The sequence below is a fragment of the Streptomyces sp. BK79 genome, assembly GCF_044142145.1.
GTDB lineage: Bacteria > Actinomycetota > Actinomycetes > Streptomycetales > Streptomycetaceae > Streptomyces.
Genome location: NZ_JBHVOC010000035.1, coordinates 1 through 15,900, shown reverse-complemented (window position 1 = coordinate 15,900; position 15,900 = coordinate 1). Strand labels below are relative to the sequence as shown.

The following is a 15,900-nucleotide window of genomic DNA, read 5'->3' as shown; positions in this document are numbered from 1 at the left end:
TCCGCATTCCGAGGCCCCTGCATCGGGTTCAACGTTCTGAACTGGGATTATCACCCACAAGAACAGCGCCCTCACGCCGCGGAGCGGAGAGAGAGGGGCCACTTTGCTCTAGCGCGACACCCGGTCGGTGACGTATTAGTCATCACATCAAACAAAACGGTCCGGCGAGGGAGCCGGACGGTACGACAGCAAGGGCCGCACCATGTCGAAGCGCTTCAACCCGCTCGCCTTGACAGCACACCCTCCTGCCACCCAGCACCGCGGGCGCGGACGCTCACGCCGCTACGTCGCCCCGTTCACCGCCGTCTCCGTGCTGGTCGCCGGGGCGGCGCTCAGCGGCTGCGGACAGCAGCGCGACGCCGACGTGTACACGGTGCTCAACTCCTCGACCGACGAGTCGTACCACCGCTGGGACGCGGAGGCGATGGCCCGGTGCGGCGAGCGGCTGGGTGTCACCATCGAGCAGCAGAGCGTCCCGGCGGCGCAGGTGATGACCAAGGCACTGCGCATGGCGTCGTCCAAGTCGCTGCCCGACGTCGTGCAGTTCGACGCGTCCGAGATGCCCACGTTCGCCGACGCGGGCGGCCTGGTCGACCTCAGGACCCTCGGGTTGAGCACCGACGACATCCCGGAGGGCATCGTCGACTTCGGCTCGTACGAGGGGACGTACTACGGCGCGGCCCGGTCCGTGAACACGCTCGCGCTCTTCTACAACAAGGACGTGCTCGACGAGGCCGGCCTCGAGGTGCCCACCACGTGGGAGGAGTTGCGTGAGACGGCGCGGGAGCTCACCCGGGGCAAGCAGTACGGCCTGGCGCTCAGCGCGGGCGGCGCGGAGGACGGCGTCTTCCAGTTCACGCCGTTCATGTGGTCCAACGGCGGGGACGAGACGAAACTCGACACCCCGCAGGTTGCCGAGGCCCTGGACTACTGGAAGGCCCTGCTGAAGGACGGATCGCTGTCGAAGTCGACGGTCAACTGGACGCAGGCGGACGTCAACGACCAGTTCATGGCCGGCAACGCGGCGATGATGATCAACGGGCCGTGGCAGGTGGAGACGCTCAACACCCAGGAGTCGCTGCACTGGGGCATCGCGCCGATCCCCGTGCCCGAGGCCGGCGAGGACTCGGTGGGGCCGCTCGGCGGCGCGGTGCTGACCGTGCCGAACACCGGTGACGAGGCGCGGGAGAAGACGGCCGGGAAGATCGTCGCCTGTCTGTCCAGCGAGAAGGAGCAGCTGACGTACGCCCTCAACAGCTGGATGGTGCCGGCCAACGAGAAGGCCGCCGCCGTCTGGCGCGAGCGGGTGCCGGAGCTGGACTCCCTCGCCGACCAGGTCGCCGTCGCGCGGTCCCGGACCGCCCAGCTCGGCGCCGGCTGGTCGAGCGTGTCGCTCGCCCTGCAGAGCGCCTTCCAGTCGGCCCTGACCGGCCAGTCCAGTGAGACCGCCCTGAAGCGCGCCCAGCAGCGGGCCACGAGCGGGAACTGAGGTACGCCGCCCATGACCACGTCCACCGTCACCGCACAGACGCCCTCGAAGGCGTCCACGACGGCCACCGCGCCCGACCCTAACCGGCTCAGGCGCCGGCGCCGGCTCGCCCAGTGGGGGTTCGTCGCTCCCGCCGTCGTCTTCATGGTGCTCTTCTTCGGCTACCCGCTCGTGCGCAACGTCGTGATGAGCTTCCAGCACTACACGCCGAAGACCTTCTTCACCGGCGAGGCGCCCTTCAACGGCGCCGACAACTGGTCCAACGTGTTCCAGGACGCCCTGTTCGGCAAGGCGCTGTGGCACACCCTCGTCTTCACCGTGGGCTCGCTGCTCGGGCAGTTCTGCATCGGCATGGCGCTCGCGGTGTTCTTCAGCCGCCGGTTCCCGCTCAACGGCGTGCTGCGCTCGCTGATCCTGCTGCCCTGGCTGGTGCCCATGGTGGTGTCCGGCATCGTGTGGCGGCGCATCCTCGACCAGGACACGGGCGTCCTGAACTCGTTCCTGGACACGCTGGGCCTCGGCGGGAACACGCCCTGGCTGACCAGTCCGGGTATGGCCCTGCTGTCGGTGATCCTGGTCAACATCTGGATCGGCATCCCGTTCAACATGGTGATCCTGTACGGCGGTCTCCAGGAGATCCCGAAGGAACTGCACGAAGCTGCCGCGCTGGACGGCGCGTCGGCGTGGCGTATCTTCCGCTCGGTCACCCTGCCGGTGCTCAAGCCCGTCATCACGGTCGTCCTCGTGCTCGGCTTCATGTCGACGGTCAAGATCCTCGACCTGATCCTCGCCCTCACCGACGGCGGCCCGGCCGACGCCACCCAGACGCTGGGCACGCTCACCTACCAGAACTCCTTCGTCCAGCTGGACTTCGGCGCGGGCGCCGTCGTCGGCAACGTACTCATCCTGATCTCCGCCGTGTTCGCGGTGTTCTACCTGCGGGCCAACCGCACCGAGGGGAAGTGACCGACGATGGCAACTCAGACGCCCACCGCGTCCCGGCGCCGCTGGGGCTCCACCGTCGCCGGTGTGCTCGTCCTCGCCGTGATGCTGTTCCCGCTGTACTGGATGCTCAACACCGCGCTCCAGCCCGAGGCGGGGCTGCTCCAGGTCGACCCGGTGCCGGGCAGCCTGGACCTGTCCGGCTTCTCCAAGGCGATCAGCGACCAGGGCGGGCACCTGCTGACCTCGCTGGCCGTCTCGCTCGGCGCGGTCGCCATCTGCCTGCTGATCTCGGCACCGGCGGCGTACGGCCTCGCGCGGTTCGGGCTGCGCGGCTCGCGCACGATCGTCTTCGGCACGCTGATCACGCAGATGGTGCCGGGCATCGTCATCGCCAACGCGCTCTACAACTCGTACGTCGACCTGGGCCTGGTCAACTCCTACTTCGGCCTGATGCTGGCGGACGCCTCGCTGGGCATCCCGTTCTCCATCGTGCTGATGCGGTCCTTCATGGTGTCGATCCCGGGCGAGGTGATCGAGGCCGCGCAGATCGACGGCGCCGGGCCGGTGCGGACGTTCCTGCGGGTGGTGCTGCCGATGAGCCGCAACTCGCTGATCACGTCCGGACTGTTCGCGTTCCTGTTCTCGTGGAGCGACTTCATGTTCGCGCTGACCCTGAACACCACCGACGAGGTCAAGCCCGTCACCCTGGGCATCTACCAGTACATCGGCGCGCACGTCGGCGACTGGGGCTCGGTGATGGCCGCCTCCGTGCTCTCCGCGGTGCCGGCGGCGATCCTGCTCGTCCTGGCCCAGAAGTACATCGCCGCCGGGATCACCGGCGGTTCCGTCAAGTGAACGCCCCCGCACAGGAGATGAGCAGCACAGCATGAGCGAGTACCCCGGCTTCCCGCCCGGCTTCGTCTTCGGTGCCGCGACCGCCTCGTACCAGATCGAGGGCGCGGCACGGGAGGACGGCCGCGGTCCGTCGATCTGGGACACCTACAGCCACACCCCCGGCCTGGTCGCGGGCGGCGACACCGGTGACGTGGCCTGCGACCACTACCACCGCTACCGGGAGGACGTGGCGCTGCTGCGCGACCTGGGCGTGGACTCCTACCGCTTCTCGATCGCCTGGCCGCGCATCGTGCCGGACGGCTCGGGCGCGGTGAACCGGAAAGGCCTGGACTTCTACTCCCGCCTGGTCGACGAGCTGCTCGGCGCCGGCATCGAGCCGGCCGCCACCCTCTACCACTGGGACCTGCCGCAGGCCCTCGAGGACCGGGGCGGCTGGCGGGTGCGTGCGACGGCGGAGCGGTTCGCCGAGTACACGGCCGTGGTCGCCGAACACCTCGGCGACCGGGTGCCGCGCTGGATCACCCTCAACGAGCCGTGGTGCAGCGCCTTCCTCGGCTACTCGGTGGGCCGGCACGCGCCGGGCGCCAAGGAGGGCCGGGGCGCGCTGGCCGCCGCGCACCACCTGCTGGTCGGCCACGGGCTGGCGGTGAAAGCGCTGCGGGCGGCCGGGGTGCGGGAGGTGGGCGTCACGCTCAACCTGGACCGCAACCTGCCGGCCACCGACTCGCCCGCCGACCTCGCGGCCGCCGTCCGCGCGGACACGCAGCACAACCTGGTGTGGACCGAGCCGATCCTCGCGGGCCGCTACCCGGCCACCGAGGAGGAGACCTGGGGCGAGCTGATCACCGGCGCGGACTTCCGGCTCGACGGCGACCTGGAGCTGATCTCCCAGCCACTGGACTTCCTCGGCGTCAACTACTACCGGCCGATCGTGGTCGCCGACGCCCCGCACCGCGAGAGCGACCTCGCGCTGCGGGTGGCGACGGACAACCGCTACGAGGAGGTACGGCTGCCCGGCGTCCGCGAGACGGCGATGGGCTGGCCGGTCGTCCCGGACAGCTTCACCGAGCTGCTGGTGCGGCTGAAGAAGGAGTACGGCGACGCGCTGCCCCCGATCCACATCACGGAGAACGGCTCGGCGGAGGACGACACCCCCGCCGCCGACGGCGCGGTGCACGACGCCGACCGCGTCGCCTACCTGCGCGACCACCTCACCGCGCTGCGGGCGGCGATGGACGCGGGGGTGGACGTGCGCGGGTACTACGTGTGGTCGCTGCTGGACAACTTCGAGTGGGCCTACGGCTACGACAAGCGGTTCGGCATCGTCCGGGTCGACTACGACACGCAGGAGCGCACGCCGAAGGACAGCTACCACTGGTACCGGGAGATGATCGCCGCGAACCGCGGGTGACGGGACGCCCGGTACGGGGTCCCGCACCGGGCGGTGCGGGACCCCGCGGCCCCCTCCGCGGGGCCGTGCGGCTTAGGGCGCGGTTCCCTGGGCCGCTTCGATCGCGGGGTCTTGGGCCGCTTGAATCGCGGGGTCCTGGGCTCACGTCGCGGGGTCCTGCGGCTCAGGTCGCGGAACCCCGTGCGGTGTAGATCACGGGGCCCTGCGGCTCGGGACGCGGGGCCCAGGGCGGCCCAGGGCGGCCCAGGTAGCGGGGCCCCTTCCGCGTCGAGCGCGGCGGCGGACCCGTGCGGGCCTCACCGGCTTCGAGCGCGATACCCGGACCGGTGCGTGGCCTCTCGTGCCTCTGCGGCGGCGGACTGGTGCGTGGCCTCGCGGCGTCGGGCGCGGGGCCCCAGAACCTGGCGGCGTCGGTCGCGGGACCCTGCGGCTTCAGGTCGCCGGGCTTCCGCTCGGGCGCTGGGCGGGCCCCTTACGCATCCAGCGCGGGCCCGACCGGTGCGGCCTCGCGATGTCGGGCGCGGGCCCCAGAACCCCGCGGCATCGGGCGCGGGGCCCGTCTCAGCCCGTGTCCCGCTCGGCGTACGCCACCGGGTCGGCGAGCACCTCGCGGACGATCACGCCGGCCGCGCCCCGGGCCGCGTCGCCCAGGGAGGAGGCGGCCCGCAGCCGCTTGCCGCCCTCGCTCCACAGCCCGGACACGACGCGCAGGGCGAGTTCGCGGTCGACGGCGGGGGCCAGCCAGTCCATCAGCTCGCGGTAGACGCCGCCGAGCATCACCGCGTCGGGGTCGAAGAGGTTCACCGCGCCCGACACCACGACGCCCAGTTGCCGTCCGGCCCGCTCGATCGCCGCCAGCGCGGACGGGTCGCCCCGGCGGGCCCGGCGTTCCAGCTCGGTGACGCCCTGGACGCCCGCGTCGGCGTCGATGCCCGCGGCCCTCAGGAGCGCGGCCTGGCCGGCGTACTGCTCCAGGCAGCCGTGGGCCCCGCACCGGCACAGCGGGCCGTCCGGGTCGAGGACCATGTGCCCGATCTCCCCGGCGAAGCCGTGCGCCCCGCGCAGGAGTTCACCGCCCAGCACCAGCGCACCGCCGATGCCGATCTCACCGGTCAGGTACAGGAAGCTGCGCACACCGTCGGTGCCCGCGCCGAACCACAGCTCGGCGAGCGCGGCCGCGTTGGCCTCGTTGTCGGAGCTGACCGGCAGGGGGCGGTGGGCGGGGCGCAGGGCGAGCAGCGCCTGCGCGAACAACCCCTCGACCGCGACCCGCTGCCACCCCAGGTTGGGAGCCTGGCGCACGGTGCCACCGGTCACCAGGCCCGGCAGCGCGACATGGACGCCGGCCGGCACGAGGTCCTGCTCGGCGGCCGAGCCGACGGCGCGGGCCGCCAGCCGGGCCGCGCGCGCCAGTACCTCGGAGGGCTGGACCCCGCGGTTGTCGACGTGCTCCACGAGACGGACCCGGTCGGTGCCCGCGAGGTCGACGACGCACACCGTGACGTAGTCGATGTTGATCTCGACGCCGAGGCCCGCCGGGCCCGACCGGGAGACCTTCAGGACCCTGCCGGGCCGGCCCGCCTGACCGCTGCTGGTCTTGCCCCACTCGGAGACGAAGCCGTACTCCAGCAACTGCTCGACCAACGAGGACACCGCCGCACGCGTCAGTCCGACGTGTGTGGCGACACCGGCCCGCGTCGCCTCCCCCGCGTCGTGTACGGCCCTCAGGACCAGGCTGAGGTTGTGCCGTCTGACCGTGGCCTTGTCGGCCTTCGGCTCCAGGGGGGTGAGGTTGTTCTTCATGGTGGTGTCGAGCGTATGCGACACCCCGTTCCCGGGCCCGCACCGCTGTCACCAGCGGCGTTCCGGTCGATTCCCGGACCAGGGATACGGCGGACACACACGCCGGGGCCCTCTTGCCCCGGCCGCGCGCCGCCCCTAGCCTGACTTTGTGCCGCAAATAAACAAAGTCCGTCCGCACAACGTCGTGCCGGGCCCCCGCAACGACCTCACCCGCCTGCGTGTCGCCCTGACCGCCTTCTTCGCCCTCGACGGCTTCGTCTTCGCCGGATGGGTCGTACGGATCCCGGCCATCAAGGAGCAGACCGGGGCCTCGGCCAGCGCCCTCGGACTGGCGCTCCTCGGTGTCTCGGCGGGCGCCGTCGTCACCATGACGCTCACCGGCCGCCTGGTCCGCCGCTACGGCAGCCATCCCGTCACCGTCGCCTGCGCGGTGCTGCTCTGCCTGAGCATCGCCCTGCCGCCCCTGACCCACTCCGCGCTCGCCCTGGGCGCGGTGCTGCTGGTGTTCGGCAGCGCCTACGGCGGGATCAACGTCGCCTTCAACAGCGCCGCCGTCGACCTGGTGGCCGCGCTGCGCCGCCCGATCATGCCCAGCTTCCACGCCGCGTTCAGTCTCGGCGGCATGATCGGCGCGGGCCTCGGCGGGCTGGTCGCGGGGTCGCTGTCCCCGCTGCGGCATCTCCTCTCGCTCACCGCGATCGGCCTGGTCGTGACACTGTTCGCGGGCCGCGCCCTGCTGCGCTGCGAGCCCGCCGCGCCGCCAAAGCCCGCGCCCGAGGACGCCGCCGCCCCGCGCCGGCTCGACCGCCGCACCCGCCGCCTCGTCGTCGTGTTCGGCCTCATCGCCCTGTGCACGGCGTACGGCGAAGGCGCCATGGCCGACTGGGGCGCCCTGCACCTGGAGCAGGACCTCGACGCGTCGCCGGGCCTCGCGGCGGCGGGATACTCCTGCTTCGCGCTCGCCATGACGGTCGGCAGGCTGACGGGTACGACGCTGCTGGAGCGTCTGGGCCGGACGACCACGGTGGTGGCCGGCGGCACCACCGCCGTGCTGGGCATGCTGCTCGGCTCGCTCGCCCCGTCCGTGGGAGTGGCGCTCTTCGGCTTCGCGGTCACCGGACTGGGGCTCGCCAACATCTTCCCGGTCGCGATCGAACGGGCGGGGGCGCTGGGCGGCCCCAGCGGTGTCGCCACCGCCTCCACACTGGGCTACGGCGGCATGCTCCTCGGGCCGCCCGCGATCGGCTTCATGGCCGACTGGTTCTCCCTGCCCGCCGCGCTCACCAGCGTGGCGGCGCTCGCGGCGGTGGCGGTGCTCGTCGCGGTCGCCACCCGGCACGCGGCGGCACCGGCCGAACCGGGCCGGACCGGCTGAACCGCCTCCCCAGGAGTTCCCGTGCCCGTCCTTCAGGGTCTGCCCCGGCCCCTGCCGTGGAGTCCGCTCCATCCGGCACACTCCTCGCATGGACACCACCGCGTTCATCAAGATCCTGGACGCCGAAGGCGCGTCACTCATCGCGGCCGCCGAGGCGGCGGGCACGGGGGCCGAGGTGCCGACCTGCCCCGGCTGGCAGGTGCGGGACCTGTTGCGGCACACGGGGGCGGTGCACCGCTGGGCGACGTCGTTCGTCGCCGAGCGGCACACCGACCCCCGGCCCGGGGGCGACCTGCCCGACCTCGACGGCGGCGCGCTCCTGACCTGGTTCCGGGAGGGACACGGACGGCTCGTCGACACCCTCGCCACCGCCCCGCCCGACGTGCGCTGCTGGCACTTCCTGCCCGCGCCGTCACCGCTGGCGTTCTGGGCCCGGCGGCAGGCGCACGAGACCACCGTGCACCGGATCGACGCCGAGGCGGCCCGGGGCGGCGAACCCACCGGCATCGGCGCGGACTTCGCGGTGGACGGCATCGACGAGTTGCTGTCCGGCTTCCACGCCCGCCCCAGGAGCGCCGTCCGCACCGAGGAGCCCCGCACCCTGCGGGTCCGCGCCACGGACGTGCCGGGCGCCGTGTGGACCGTACGGCTGTCGGAGCGGCCGCCGGTGACCGAGCGGACGGACGACGGCGACGCCGACTGCGAGCTGTCCGGACCCGCCGCACGGCTCTACCCGGCGCTGTGGAACCGCGAGCCGGTCCCGGAGGTGACCGGCGACGCCTCGCTGGCCGCGCTGTGGCGCGAGAAGTCGGGCGTCGTCTGAAACTGGAACGGCCGCCCGCCCGACCAGTGTCCCGCACGTGCGGGACACTGCCCGTATGACCACAAACGGGGGACGACGCACGCAGGACGACCGGGACGCGATCACGGTCGAGATCGGATACGCGCTGTGCAGCGCGGCGTTCGCGGCGGCGGTCCTGTTCGGGGCCGTGACGGGCCCGGCGTACCTCTTCGGCCTGCCGTCCGGTGTGCGGCGCGTGCTGGTCGGCTCGGGCACGGTGCTGGCCGTCGTGGTGTTCTTCGTGCGGGTGGTGAGTGTGCTGGCGCGCTTCGGACGCGACGGTCAGCCGAGCCACCCCGGCCGCACCAACCCCGACTCGTAGGCGAGCACGACCAGTTGGGCGCGGTCCCGGACACCCAGCTTCACCATCGTCCGGCTGACGTGGGTCTTGGCGGTGAGCGGGCTGACGACCAGGCGGCGGGCGATCTCCTCGTTGGACAGGCCGATGCCGACCAGGGCCATCACCTCGCGCTCCCGCTCGGTCAGCCGGGCCAGTTCACCGGCCGCGGCGGGCTCCTTGGAGCGGGCCGCGAACTCGGCGATCAGGCGGCGCGTCACCCCCGGTGAGAGCAGCGCGTCGCCCGCGACCACCGCCCGGACGGCGCGCAGGAGTTCGTCGGGCTCGGTGTCCTTGACCAGGAAGCCGGAGGCTCCGGAGCGGATCGCCTCGAAGACGTACTCGTCGAGTTCGAAGGTGGTGAGCATGACGACCTTCACGTCCCGCAGCCCGTCGTCCCCGGTGATCCGGCGGGTCGCCGCCAGGCCGTCGAGGCGGGGCATCCGGATGTCCATCAGGACGACGTCAGGGCGCAGTTCGCGCAGCGCGCGCACCGCCTCCTCGCCGTCCGCGGCCTCCCCGGTCACCTCGATGTCCGGCTGCGCGTCCAGCAGCGCGCGAAAGCCGGCCCGCACCAGTGCCTGGTCGTCGGCGAGCACTACCCGGATCACCGGTCCTCCTCCTCGGCGCCCTCGGAATCCCGGACGTCCCTCAAGTGCTCGGCGTGCCGCACGTCGACCGGCAGGGACGCGAGGACGCGGAAGCCACCGTCGGGGCGCGGGCCCGCCTCGATGGTGCCACCCAGCGCCGCCGCCCGCTCCCGCATCCCGGCCAGCCCGTTGCCGCTGCCGCCCGCCTCGGCACCGGTGGCCGGCCCGTCGTCGTCGACGCGCAGCCGCAGGGTGCCGCCCTCGCGGCCGATGCGCACGCGCGCGTGCCGCGCCCCCGAATGCCGTACGACGTTGGTGAGGGCCTCCTGCACGATCCGGAACGCGGCGAGGTCCGTGCCGGGCGACAACCGCGGCGGCTCCCCGTCGACCTCGACGGTGAGGCCCGCGCTCGCCGCCTGCTCGACCAGCTCGGGCAGCCGGTCCAGCCCGGGGGCCGGCGCGCGCGGCGCGTCCCCGGGGGTGCGGAGGGTGCCGAGGACCTGCCGCACCTCGCCGAGCGCCTCCTTGCTCTGGGCCTTGATGGTGGTGAGCGCGGTGCGCGCCTGCTCGGGGTCGGTGTCGAGGAGGGCGAGGCCGACACCCGCCTGCACGTTGATCACGGAGATGCTGTGGGCGAGGACGTCGTGCAGCTCGCGGGCGATCCGCAGCCGCTCCTCGTCCGCGCGCCGCCGGGCCGCCTGGGCCCGTTCGGCCCGCTCCCGGGCCCACTGCTCGCGCCGGGCACGGGTCAGCTCCGACAGCGCGACGATCGCCACCACCCAGGTGGCGACCACGATCTCCGGCCCCCAGGGCGCGGCCCCGTCCCCGGACGGCGGCAGCCAGCGGTAGAGCCAGTGCGCCAGCAGGGCGTGCCCGGCCCACAGCGTCCCCATCGCCGTCCACGCGGCCGCGCGGTGACCGGCGACCAGGGCGCTGAAGCAGGCCACCGCGACCGCGAGGAACACCGGCCCGTACGGATATCCGGCGCCCAGGTAGACCAGTGTCGTGGCCGCCGTGCCGAACACCACGGGCACCGGGTACCGCTGCCGCCACAGCAGCGCCGCACCCGTCAGAAACAGCAGCACCCGCGCGAAGGGGTCGAGCGCGGCCCGCTCCCCCGCCTGGGCGTGGGCGGCGAAGGTGGAGCCGACCAGCACGAACGCCGTGATCAGTGCCGTGGAGCGCCAGGGCCACCGGGGTCGGCGCTCCTCGTCGCCGCCCCGGTCCCACCGCGCGGGCCCGTGCCGCCACCACCGCGGCGGCCCGGCCCCGCGCTCGCGCTGTCCGTCCATGACCGCCACGCTAGACGCCGCACGCCTCGGGCGGCGTCACCCGCACGCGGTGCCCACGTGTACTCCCGGGGAAGTAGGTACGCGCCGCCGGCCGGGCCGGGACCCCGCGACGAAACCGTCGCGAACCGCCCCCGTCCACGCCACCTCGCGCCGCGGAGGAGGTGTCAGGAGCCGGCCCCGTCGCCGGCGGCGCCCTCGGCACCCTGACCGCCCGCCGCGCCCTTGCCGTCCGCACCGCCCTGGGCGCCCTCGGCACCCTGGGCCCCCGCGGAGCCCACCGGGCCCTCGGACCGGCGGTCCATCGCGGCGAGGGCCCGCTGCGCCAGCGGATGGGCCCGGACCAGTTCGCCCAGCGAGGTCGAGCCCTGCGTGATGTCCTTGAACGCCTTCCAGGCCGGACGGAAACCGGTCAGGGCCGCGTGGAAGAGTCCCGGCCTGCGCTCGAAGATCGCCAGCATGCGCTTGCCGACGCTCATCTCGACGCCGAGCCCGGCCTTGATGGCGAACGCGTAGTTGAGGGCCTGCTTGCGCGCGTCCACGGCGTCGTGCGCCTCGGCGATGCGCACCGCCCACTCCCCCGCGAGCCGTCCCGAGCGCAGCGCGAAGGAGATGCCCTCGCGCGTCCACGGCTCCAGCAGCCCCGCCGCGTCGCCGCACACCAGCACCCGGCCGCGCGACAGCGGCGAGTCGTCGGCGCGGCAGCGCGTCAGATGGCCCGAGGAGATGCTCGGTTCGAAGCCGGCCAGGCCGAGCCGGCCGACGAAGTCCTCCAGGTACCGCTTGGTCGCCGCGCCCTCGCCGCGCGCCGAGATCACGCCGACCGTCAGCGTGTCGCCCTTGGGGAAGACCCAGCCGTAACTGCCGGGCATCGGGCCCCAGTCGATGAGGACCCGCCCCTTCCAGTCCTCGGCGACCGTGTCCGGCACCGGGATCTCCGCCTCCAGGCCGAGGTCGACCTGGTCGAGCTTGACCCCGACGTGCGCCCCTATCCGGCTGGCGCTGCCGTCCGCGCCGACGACGGCCCGCGCGAGCACCGTCTCGCCGCCCTGAAGGACGACGGCGACCGTGCGCCGGTCCGGCACCGCCGACCCGTGCTGCTCCACCCGGGTCACCGTCGCCCCGGTGCGCAGCTCGGCGCCCGCCTTCTGGGCGTGCTCGACGAGCTGCTGGTCGAACTCGGGCCGGTTGATGAGCCCGAACAGCATCTGCCGGGAGCGCCGGGTACGGGTGAAGCGCCCGTTGTTCGAGAAGGTCACCGCGTGCACGCGGTCCCGCAAGGGCAGTTCGAAGCCGGGTGGGAGGGTGTCGCGCGAGGGACCGATGATGCCCCCGCCGCACGTTTTGTAGCGGGGCAGGTCCGCCTTCTCCAGCACCAGGACGCGCCGTCCCGCGACCGCCGCCGCGTAGGCGGCCGAGGCCCCCGCGGGTCCCGCGCCCACCACGACGACGTCCCAGACCTGACGCGCGTCGTCCGCCGAAGAGTTCTCGCTGCTCACGATGGTCTACTGCTCCCAACAAACCGCATGCCGGACCTGACCCCCGCATCCTACGGCGGGCATCGCCGCAGGCCACTGTGGGAGGATCGGGCCCACCCGTCCCGTACGTCTCGTACTCCTCGGTACAACGTCGCACCCACAAGGAGCGTGCCCATGTCGTCGAATCCGGTCGCCGAGACCGTCGCCTCGCTCATGCCCAGGGCGAAGGAGGAGCTCACCACGCTGGTGGCCTTCAAATCGGTGGCGGACTTCGACCAGTTCCCCCGCAGCGAGAGCGTGGGCGCCGCCCAGTGGATAGCGGCCGCGCTGCGCGCCGAGGGCTTCCAGGACGTGGACCTGCTCGACACGCCGGACGGCACGCAGTCGGTGTACGGGTACCTGCCCGGGCCCGAGGGCGCCAGGACGGTGCTCCTCTACGCCCACTACGACGTGCAGCCGCCCCTGGACGAGGCCGGTTGGACCACTCCGCCGTTCGAGCTGACCGAGCGCGACGGCCGCTGGTACGGGCGCGGCGCGGCCGACTGCAAGGGCGGGGTGCTCATGCACCTGCTCGCGCTGCGCGCGCTGAAGGCGAACGGCGGCGTGCCGGTGCACGTCAAGTTCATCGCCGAGGGTTCGGAGGAGCAGGGCACGGGCGGCCTGGAGCGGTACGCCGAGGCGCACCCCGAACTGCTGGCCGCGGACACGATCGTCATCGGCGACGCGGGCAACTTCCGGGCCGGGCTGCCGACGGTCACCTCCACCCTGCGCGGCATGACCCTGGTCCGCGTGAAGGTCGACACCCTCGAGGGCAACCTGCACTCCGGCCAGTTCGGCGGCGCGGCCCCCGACGCGCTGGCCGCGCTGATCCGGGTCCTCGACTCGCTGCGCGCCGAGGACGGCTCGACGACCGTCGACGGGCTCGACGCGGACAGCGCGTGGCAGGGCCTGGCCTACGACGAGGAGCAGTTCCGCCGGGACGCCCGGGTGCTGGACGGCGTGGAGCTGATCGGCTCCGGTTCGGTGGCCGACCGGATCTGGGCGCGCCCCGCCGTCACCGTGCTCGGCATCGACTGCCCGCCGGTCGTCGGCGCCACCCCGTCGGTGCAGGCGAGCGCCCGCGCGCTGATCAGCCTCAGGGTGCCGCCGGGCGTGGACGCCGCGGAGGCCACCAAGCTGCTCCGGGCCCACCTCGAGACGCGTACGCCGTGGGGCGCCCGGGTCGGCGTCGAGCAGATCGGCCAGGGCCAGGCGTTCCGCGCCGACACCACCAGCCCGGCGTACCGGGCCATGGCGGACGCCATGGCGGTGGCCTACCCGGGCCAGGAGATGCAGTACGCCGGTCATGGCGGGTCCATCCCGCTGTGCAACGCGCTGGCCGCGCTGTACCCGCGGGCGGAGATCCTGCTGATCGGCCTGAGCGAGCCGGAGGCGCAGATCCACGCCGTGAACGAGAGCGTCTCCCCCGACGAGCTGGAGCGGCTGTCGGTCGCGGAGGCGCTGTTCCTGCGCAACTACGCGGCGAGCTGAGCCGTCCGAGCCGGCGTTCTGCCGTCGGCAGAGGGGCCTCGCCCTCGGGCGGGGCCCTGCCTACGGTCGTCGTATGGACGTCGTCGAACTCCTCCCCCGCCTGCACCTGCTGCGCTTCCCGGTCGGCCAGGCCTACCTGTGGCGCGACGGCGACGACCTGACGCTGGTCGACGCCGGGCCCGCCGGGTCCGGGGCGCGCGTCGTCGCCTCGGCGGGCGCCCTGGGCCGCGTACGGCGGGTCGTCCTCACCCACTTCCACGAGGACCACGCGGGCGGGGCCGGTGAGGTCGCCGCGCTCACCGGGGCCGAGGTGGTGGCCCACACCCTGGAGGCGCCGGTGGTGCGCGGGGAGGTGCCGGGCCCGCCCCCGGTGTTCGAGGACTGGGAACGCCCCCTGCACGCGGACGCCGTCCGGCGGCTTCCGACCGGCGGTTTCGACCGGCCGGCCCGGGTCACCGAGGTGTCCGGCGGTGACGTCCTCGACTTCGGCGGCGGCGCCCGCGTCGTCCACGCCCCCGGTCACACGGACGGGAGCATCGGACTGCATCTCCCGCACCACGGCGTGCTGTTCACCGGGGACTCGGTCGCCGCGTCGCCGGTCGACGGCACGGTGATGCTCGGCGTGTTCAACACCGACCGGGACCTGGCCGTCGCTTCCTTCGGGCGGCTGGCGGAACTCGACGCGGAGACGGCCTGCTTCGGGCACGGGGACCCGGTGACCGCCGGCGCCGGGGAGGCGCTGCGGGCGTCGGCGCGGACCTACCGCCCGTACGGCTGACGTCAGCCGACCGGCGTGCCCGCCTCCAGGTAGAACGCCGCCCCGCGTTCCCGCGCCCGCAGGGCCCAGCGGAGCCGCTCGTAGCGGACCGGCGGGAGCAGGCCGGCCGCCTCGTCCTCGGTGACGAAGCGCCAGGCCCGCAGCTCGGGGCCGGGCAGCAGCACCCGGGCGGCGTCCGCGGCGTCGAGCCGGCCGCCGTCGAAGAGCAGGCGCAGTCCGCCGTAGGCGGGGGGCACGGGGCGCTCCCAGTCGACGACCAGCAGGGCGGGTACGTCGTCGAGGTGGAGCCCGGTCTCCTCGGCGACCTCGCGCATCCCCGCGCGGGCGGGTGCCTCGCCGGGTTCGACGACGCCGCCGGGGAACTCCCAGCCGGGCTTGTAGGTGGGGTCGACGAGCAGCACGCGGTCCCGTTCGTCGAAGAGGAGGACGCCGGCGGCGACGGTCTCGGCGGTGGGTTCGGGCGTCTGCACGATGTCGCAGGCCGGCACGGAGCCGGTCCCGACCGCCTCGGCGATCCGGGCGGCGGCCTCGTGCGGCGTCAGTGCGCCGGTGTCGACCGGGTGGGCGTCCGCGGTCAGCCAGGAGGCGAGGGCGGTGCGGTACGGCTCGATGTGGTCGTACGACCACTGCCTGACGCGCGGTTCGCCGTCGGGCAGCCCCTCGGGGGTCTCACGGGCCGCTATTCGCTCGCGCAGGATCGTTTCCGCCGGGGTCAGCAGGACATGCCGGACCGCGATCCGGCGGGCGGCGAGACCACCGAAGATCTCGTCGCGGTACTCCTGGCGGAGCAGGGTCATGGGAACCACGAGGGTCCCGCCGAGTTCGGCGAGCATCGCGGCCGCCGTGTCGATGACCAGGCGCCGCCAGATCGGCAGGTCCTGGAAGTCGCCGACCTCGGCGAGGCGTTTGGGCGGCAGCAGGTGCGCGAGCGCCCCGCCGATGACCTCGGGGTCGAAGAGCGTGCTGTGCGGGATCAGTTCGATCAGTTCCCGTGCGGTGGTGGTCTTCCCCGCACCGAACGCGCCGTTGATCCAGACGACGGTCACAGGTCCCCCTCTTCCGTTGGCCCCCTGTGGCTTGCCCGCTCCACCCTGCCACGGAAACCAGGTCCAGTTGAGGGCGTACGACAGCGGCGCGGGGGCCCCCCCGGGGGGGGGGGGCGGCCCGCGGGGGGGGGGG

General features: G+C 73.5%; 14 protein-coding genes. 9 read left to right on the top strand and 5 right to left on the bottom strand.

Translation table 11 applies throughout. The features are described from left to right. Positions 1 to 202 precede the first annotated feature (202 nt). From ACFIF2_RS32945 to ACFIF2_RS32930, 4 genes are read left to right on the top strand one after another with little or no spacing between them, the layout of a single operon-like run. Positions 203 to 1,489: an ABC transporter substrate-binding protein gene (locus ACFIF2_RS32945; RefSeq protein ID WP_395576949.1), complete on the top strand. Its 1,287-nt coding sequence runs from the start codon at positions 203 to 205 to the stop codon at positions 1,487 to 1,489. A gap of 12 nt (positions 1,490 to 1,501) precedes the next feature. Continuing rightward, positions 1,502 to 2,455, top strand: coding sequence for a carbohydrate ABC transporter permease (locus tag ACFIF2_RS32940; protein WP_395576948.1), 954 nt, complete (start codon positions 1,502 to 1,504; stop codon positions 2,453 to 2,455). Between the two features lie 6 nt (positions 2,456 to 2,461). Then, positions 2,462 to 3,289, top strand: coding sequence for a carbohydrate ABC transporter permease (locus ACFIF2_RS32935; protein ID WP_395576947.1), 828 nt, complete (start codon positions 2,462 to 2,464; stop codon positions 3,287 to 3,289). A gap of 31 nt (positions 3,290 to 3,320) precedes the next feature. After that, positions 3,321 to 4,700, top strand: a complete 1,380-nt coding sequence (locus ACFIF2_RS32930; RefSeq protein ID WP_395576946.1) for a GH1 family beta-glucosidase — start codon at positions 3,321 to 3,323, stop codon at positions 4,698 to 4,700. Positions 4,701 to 5,261: 561 nt separating this feature from the next. On the opposite strand, the gene ACFIF2_RS32925 is transcribed toward ACFIF2_RS32930, so the two are convergent. Next, positions 5,262 to 6,503, bottom strand: coding sequence for an ROK family protein (locus ACFIF2_RS32925; protein WP_395576945.1), 1,242 nt, complete (start codon positions 6,501 to 6,503; stop codon positions 5,262 to 5,264). Positions 6,504 to 6,687: 184 nt separating this feature from the next. On the opposite strand from ACFIF2_RS32925, the gene ACFIF2_RS32920 reads away from it, so the two are divergent. The 3 genes from ACFIF2_RS32920 (at position 6,688) to ACFIF2_RS32910 (ending at position 9,041) form a co-directional block, all read left to right on the top strand. Continuing rightward, positions 6,688 to 7,878 (top strand): MFS transporter, encoded by a 1,191-nt coding sequence (locus tag ACFIF2_RS32920; protein ID WP_395576991.1) that lies wholly within the window; start codon positions 6,688 to 6,690, stop codon positions 7,876 to 7,878. 88 nt (positions 7,879 to 7,966) lie between these two features. Then, entirely contained in the window at positions 7,967 to 8,701 is a 735-nt protein-coding gene (locus ACFIF2_RS32915) for a maleylpyruvate isomerase family mycothiol-dependent enzyme (protein ID WP_395576944.1), read from the top strand. Between the two features lie 55 nt (positions 8,702 to 8,756). Continuing rightward, positions 8,757 to 9,041, top strand: a complete 285-nt coding sequence (locus ACFIF2_RS32910) for a DUF6332 family protein (protein ID WP_395576943.1) — start codon at positions 8,757 to 8,759, stop codon at positions 9,039 to 9,041. Here the strand turns inward: ACFIF2_RS32910 and ACFIF2_RS32905 are convergent. The 3 genes from ACFIF2_RS32905 to ACFIF2_RS32895 all read right to left on the bottom strand — a co-directional run bounded on the left by ACFIF2_RS32905 (position 9,002) and on the right by ACFIF2_RS32895 (position 12,434). Then, positions 9,002 to 9,667: a response regulator gene (locus ACFIF2_RS32905; protein ID WP_395576942.1), complete on the bottom strand. Its 666-nt coding sequence runs from the start codon at positions 9,665 to 9,667 to the stop codon at positions 9,002 to 9,004. The two genes, ACFIF2_RS32910 and ACFIF2_RS32905, sit on opposite strands and share 40 nt — an antisense overlap. Then, positions 9,664 to 10,938: a sensor histidine kinase gene (locus ACFIF2_RS32900; RefSeq protein WP_395576941.1), complete on the bottom strand. Its 1,275-nt coding sequence runs from the start codon at positions 10,936 to 10,938 to the stop codon at positions 9,664 to 9,666. The genes ACFIF2_RS32905 and ACFIF2_RS32900 overlap by 4 nt, the downstream gene beginning before the upstream one ends. A 164-nt stretch (positions 10,939 to 11,102) precedes the next feature. Continuing rightward, on the bottom strand, positions 11,103 to 12,434 hold the full coding sequence (locus ACFIF2_RS32895; RefSeq protein ID WP_395576940.1) for a geranylgeranyl reductase family protein: 1,332 nt from the start codon (positions 12,432 to 12,434) through the stop codon (positions 11,103 to 11,105). Between the two features lie 153 nt (positions 12,435 to 12,587). Between ACFIF2_RS32895 and ACFIF2_RS32890 the strand changes: the two genes are divergently transcribed. Together ACFIF2_RS32890 and ACFIF2_RS32885 are read left to right on the top strand one after the other, a co-directional pair. Then, complete coding sequence (locus tag ACFIF2_RS32890; RefSeq protein ID WP_395576939.1) at positions 12,588 to 13,943, top strand: dipeptidase; 1,356 nt, start codon at positions 12,588 to 12,590, stop codon at positions 13,941 to 13,943. Positions 13,944 to 14,016: 73 nt separating this feature from the next. Then, a complete protein-coding gene (locus ACFIF2_RS32885) occupies positions 14,017 to 14,721 on the top strand; it encodes an MBL fold metallo-hydrolase (protein ID WP_395576938.1) in 705 nt (234 codons plus the stop codon). Positions 14,722 to 14,723: 2 nt separating this feature from the next. Here the strand turns inward: ACFIF2_RS32885 and ACFIF2_RS32880 are convergent, their stop codons facing one another. Further along, positions 14,724 to 15,767 (bottom strand): NUDIX domain-containing protein, encoded by a 1,044-nt coding sequence (locus ACFIF2_RS32880; RefSeq protein ID WP_395576937.1) that lies wholly within the window; start codon positions 15,765 to 15,767, stop codon positions 14,724 to 14,726. Positions 15,768 to 15,900 lie beyond the last annotated feature (133 nt).

Coding starts and splice junctions, on each gene's coding strand:
- ACFIF2_RS32945 (WP_395576949.1), top strand. CDS start 203: ATGTCGAAGCGCTTCAACCCGCTCGCCTTGACAGCACACCCTCCTGCC.
- ACFIF2_RS32925 (WP_395576945.1), bottom strand. CDS start 6,503: ATGAAGAACAACCTCACCCCCCTGGAGCCGAAGGCCGACAAGGCCACG.
- ACFIF2_RS32940 (WP_395576948.1), top strand. CDS start 1,502: ATGACCACGTCCACCGTCACCGCACAGACGCCCTCGAAGGCGTCCACG.
- ACFIF2_RS32930 (WP_395576946.1), top strand. CDS start 3,321: ATGAGCGAGTACCCCGGCTTCCCGCCCGGCTTCGTCTTCGGTGCCGCG.
- ACFIF2_RS32890 (WP_395576939.1), top strand. CDS start 12,588: ATGTCGTCGAATCCGGTCGCCGAGACCGTCGCCTCGCTCATGCCCAGG.
- ACFIF2_RS32935 (WP_395576947.1), top strand. CDS start 2,462: ATGGCAACTCAGACGCCCACCGCGTCCCGGCGCCGCTGGGGCTCCACC.
- ACFIF2_RS32900 (WP_395576941.1), bottom strand. CDS start 10,938: ATGGACGGACAGCGCGAGCGCGGGGCCGGGCCGCCGCGGTGGTGGCGG.
- ACFIF2_RS32885 (WP_395576938.1), top strand. CDS start 14,017: ATGGACGTCGTCGAACTCCTCCCCCGCCTGCACCTGCTGCGCTTCCCG.
- ACFIF2_RS32915 (WP_395576944.1), top strand. CDS start 7,967: ATGGACACCACCGCGTTCATCAAGATCCTGGACGCCGAAGGCGCGTCA.
- ACFIF2_RS32910 (WP_395576943.1), top strand. CDS start 8,757: ATGACCACAAACGGGGGACGACGCACGCAGGACGACCGGGACGCGATC.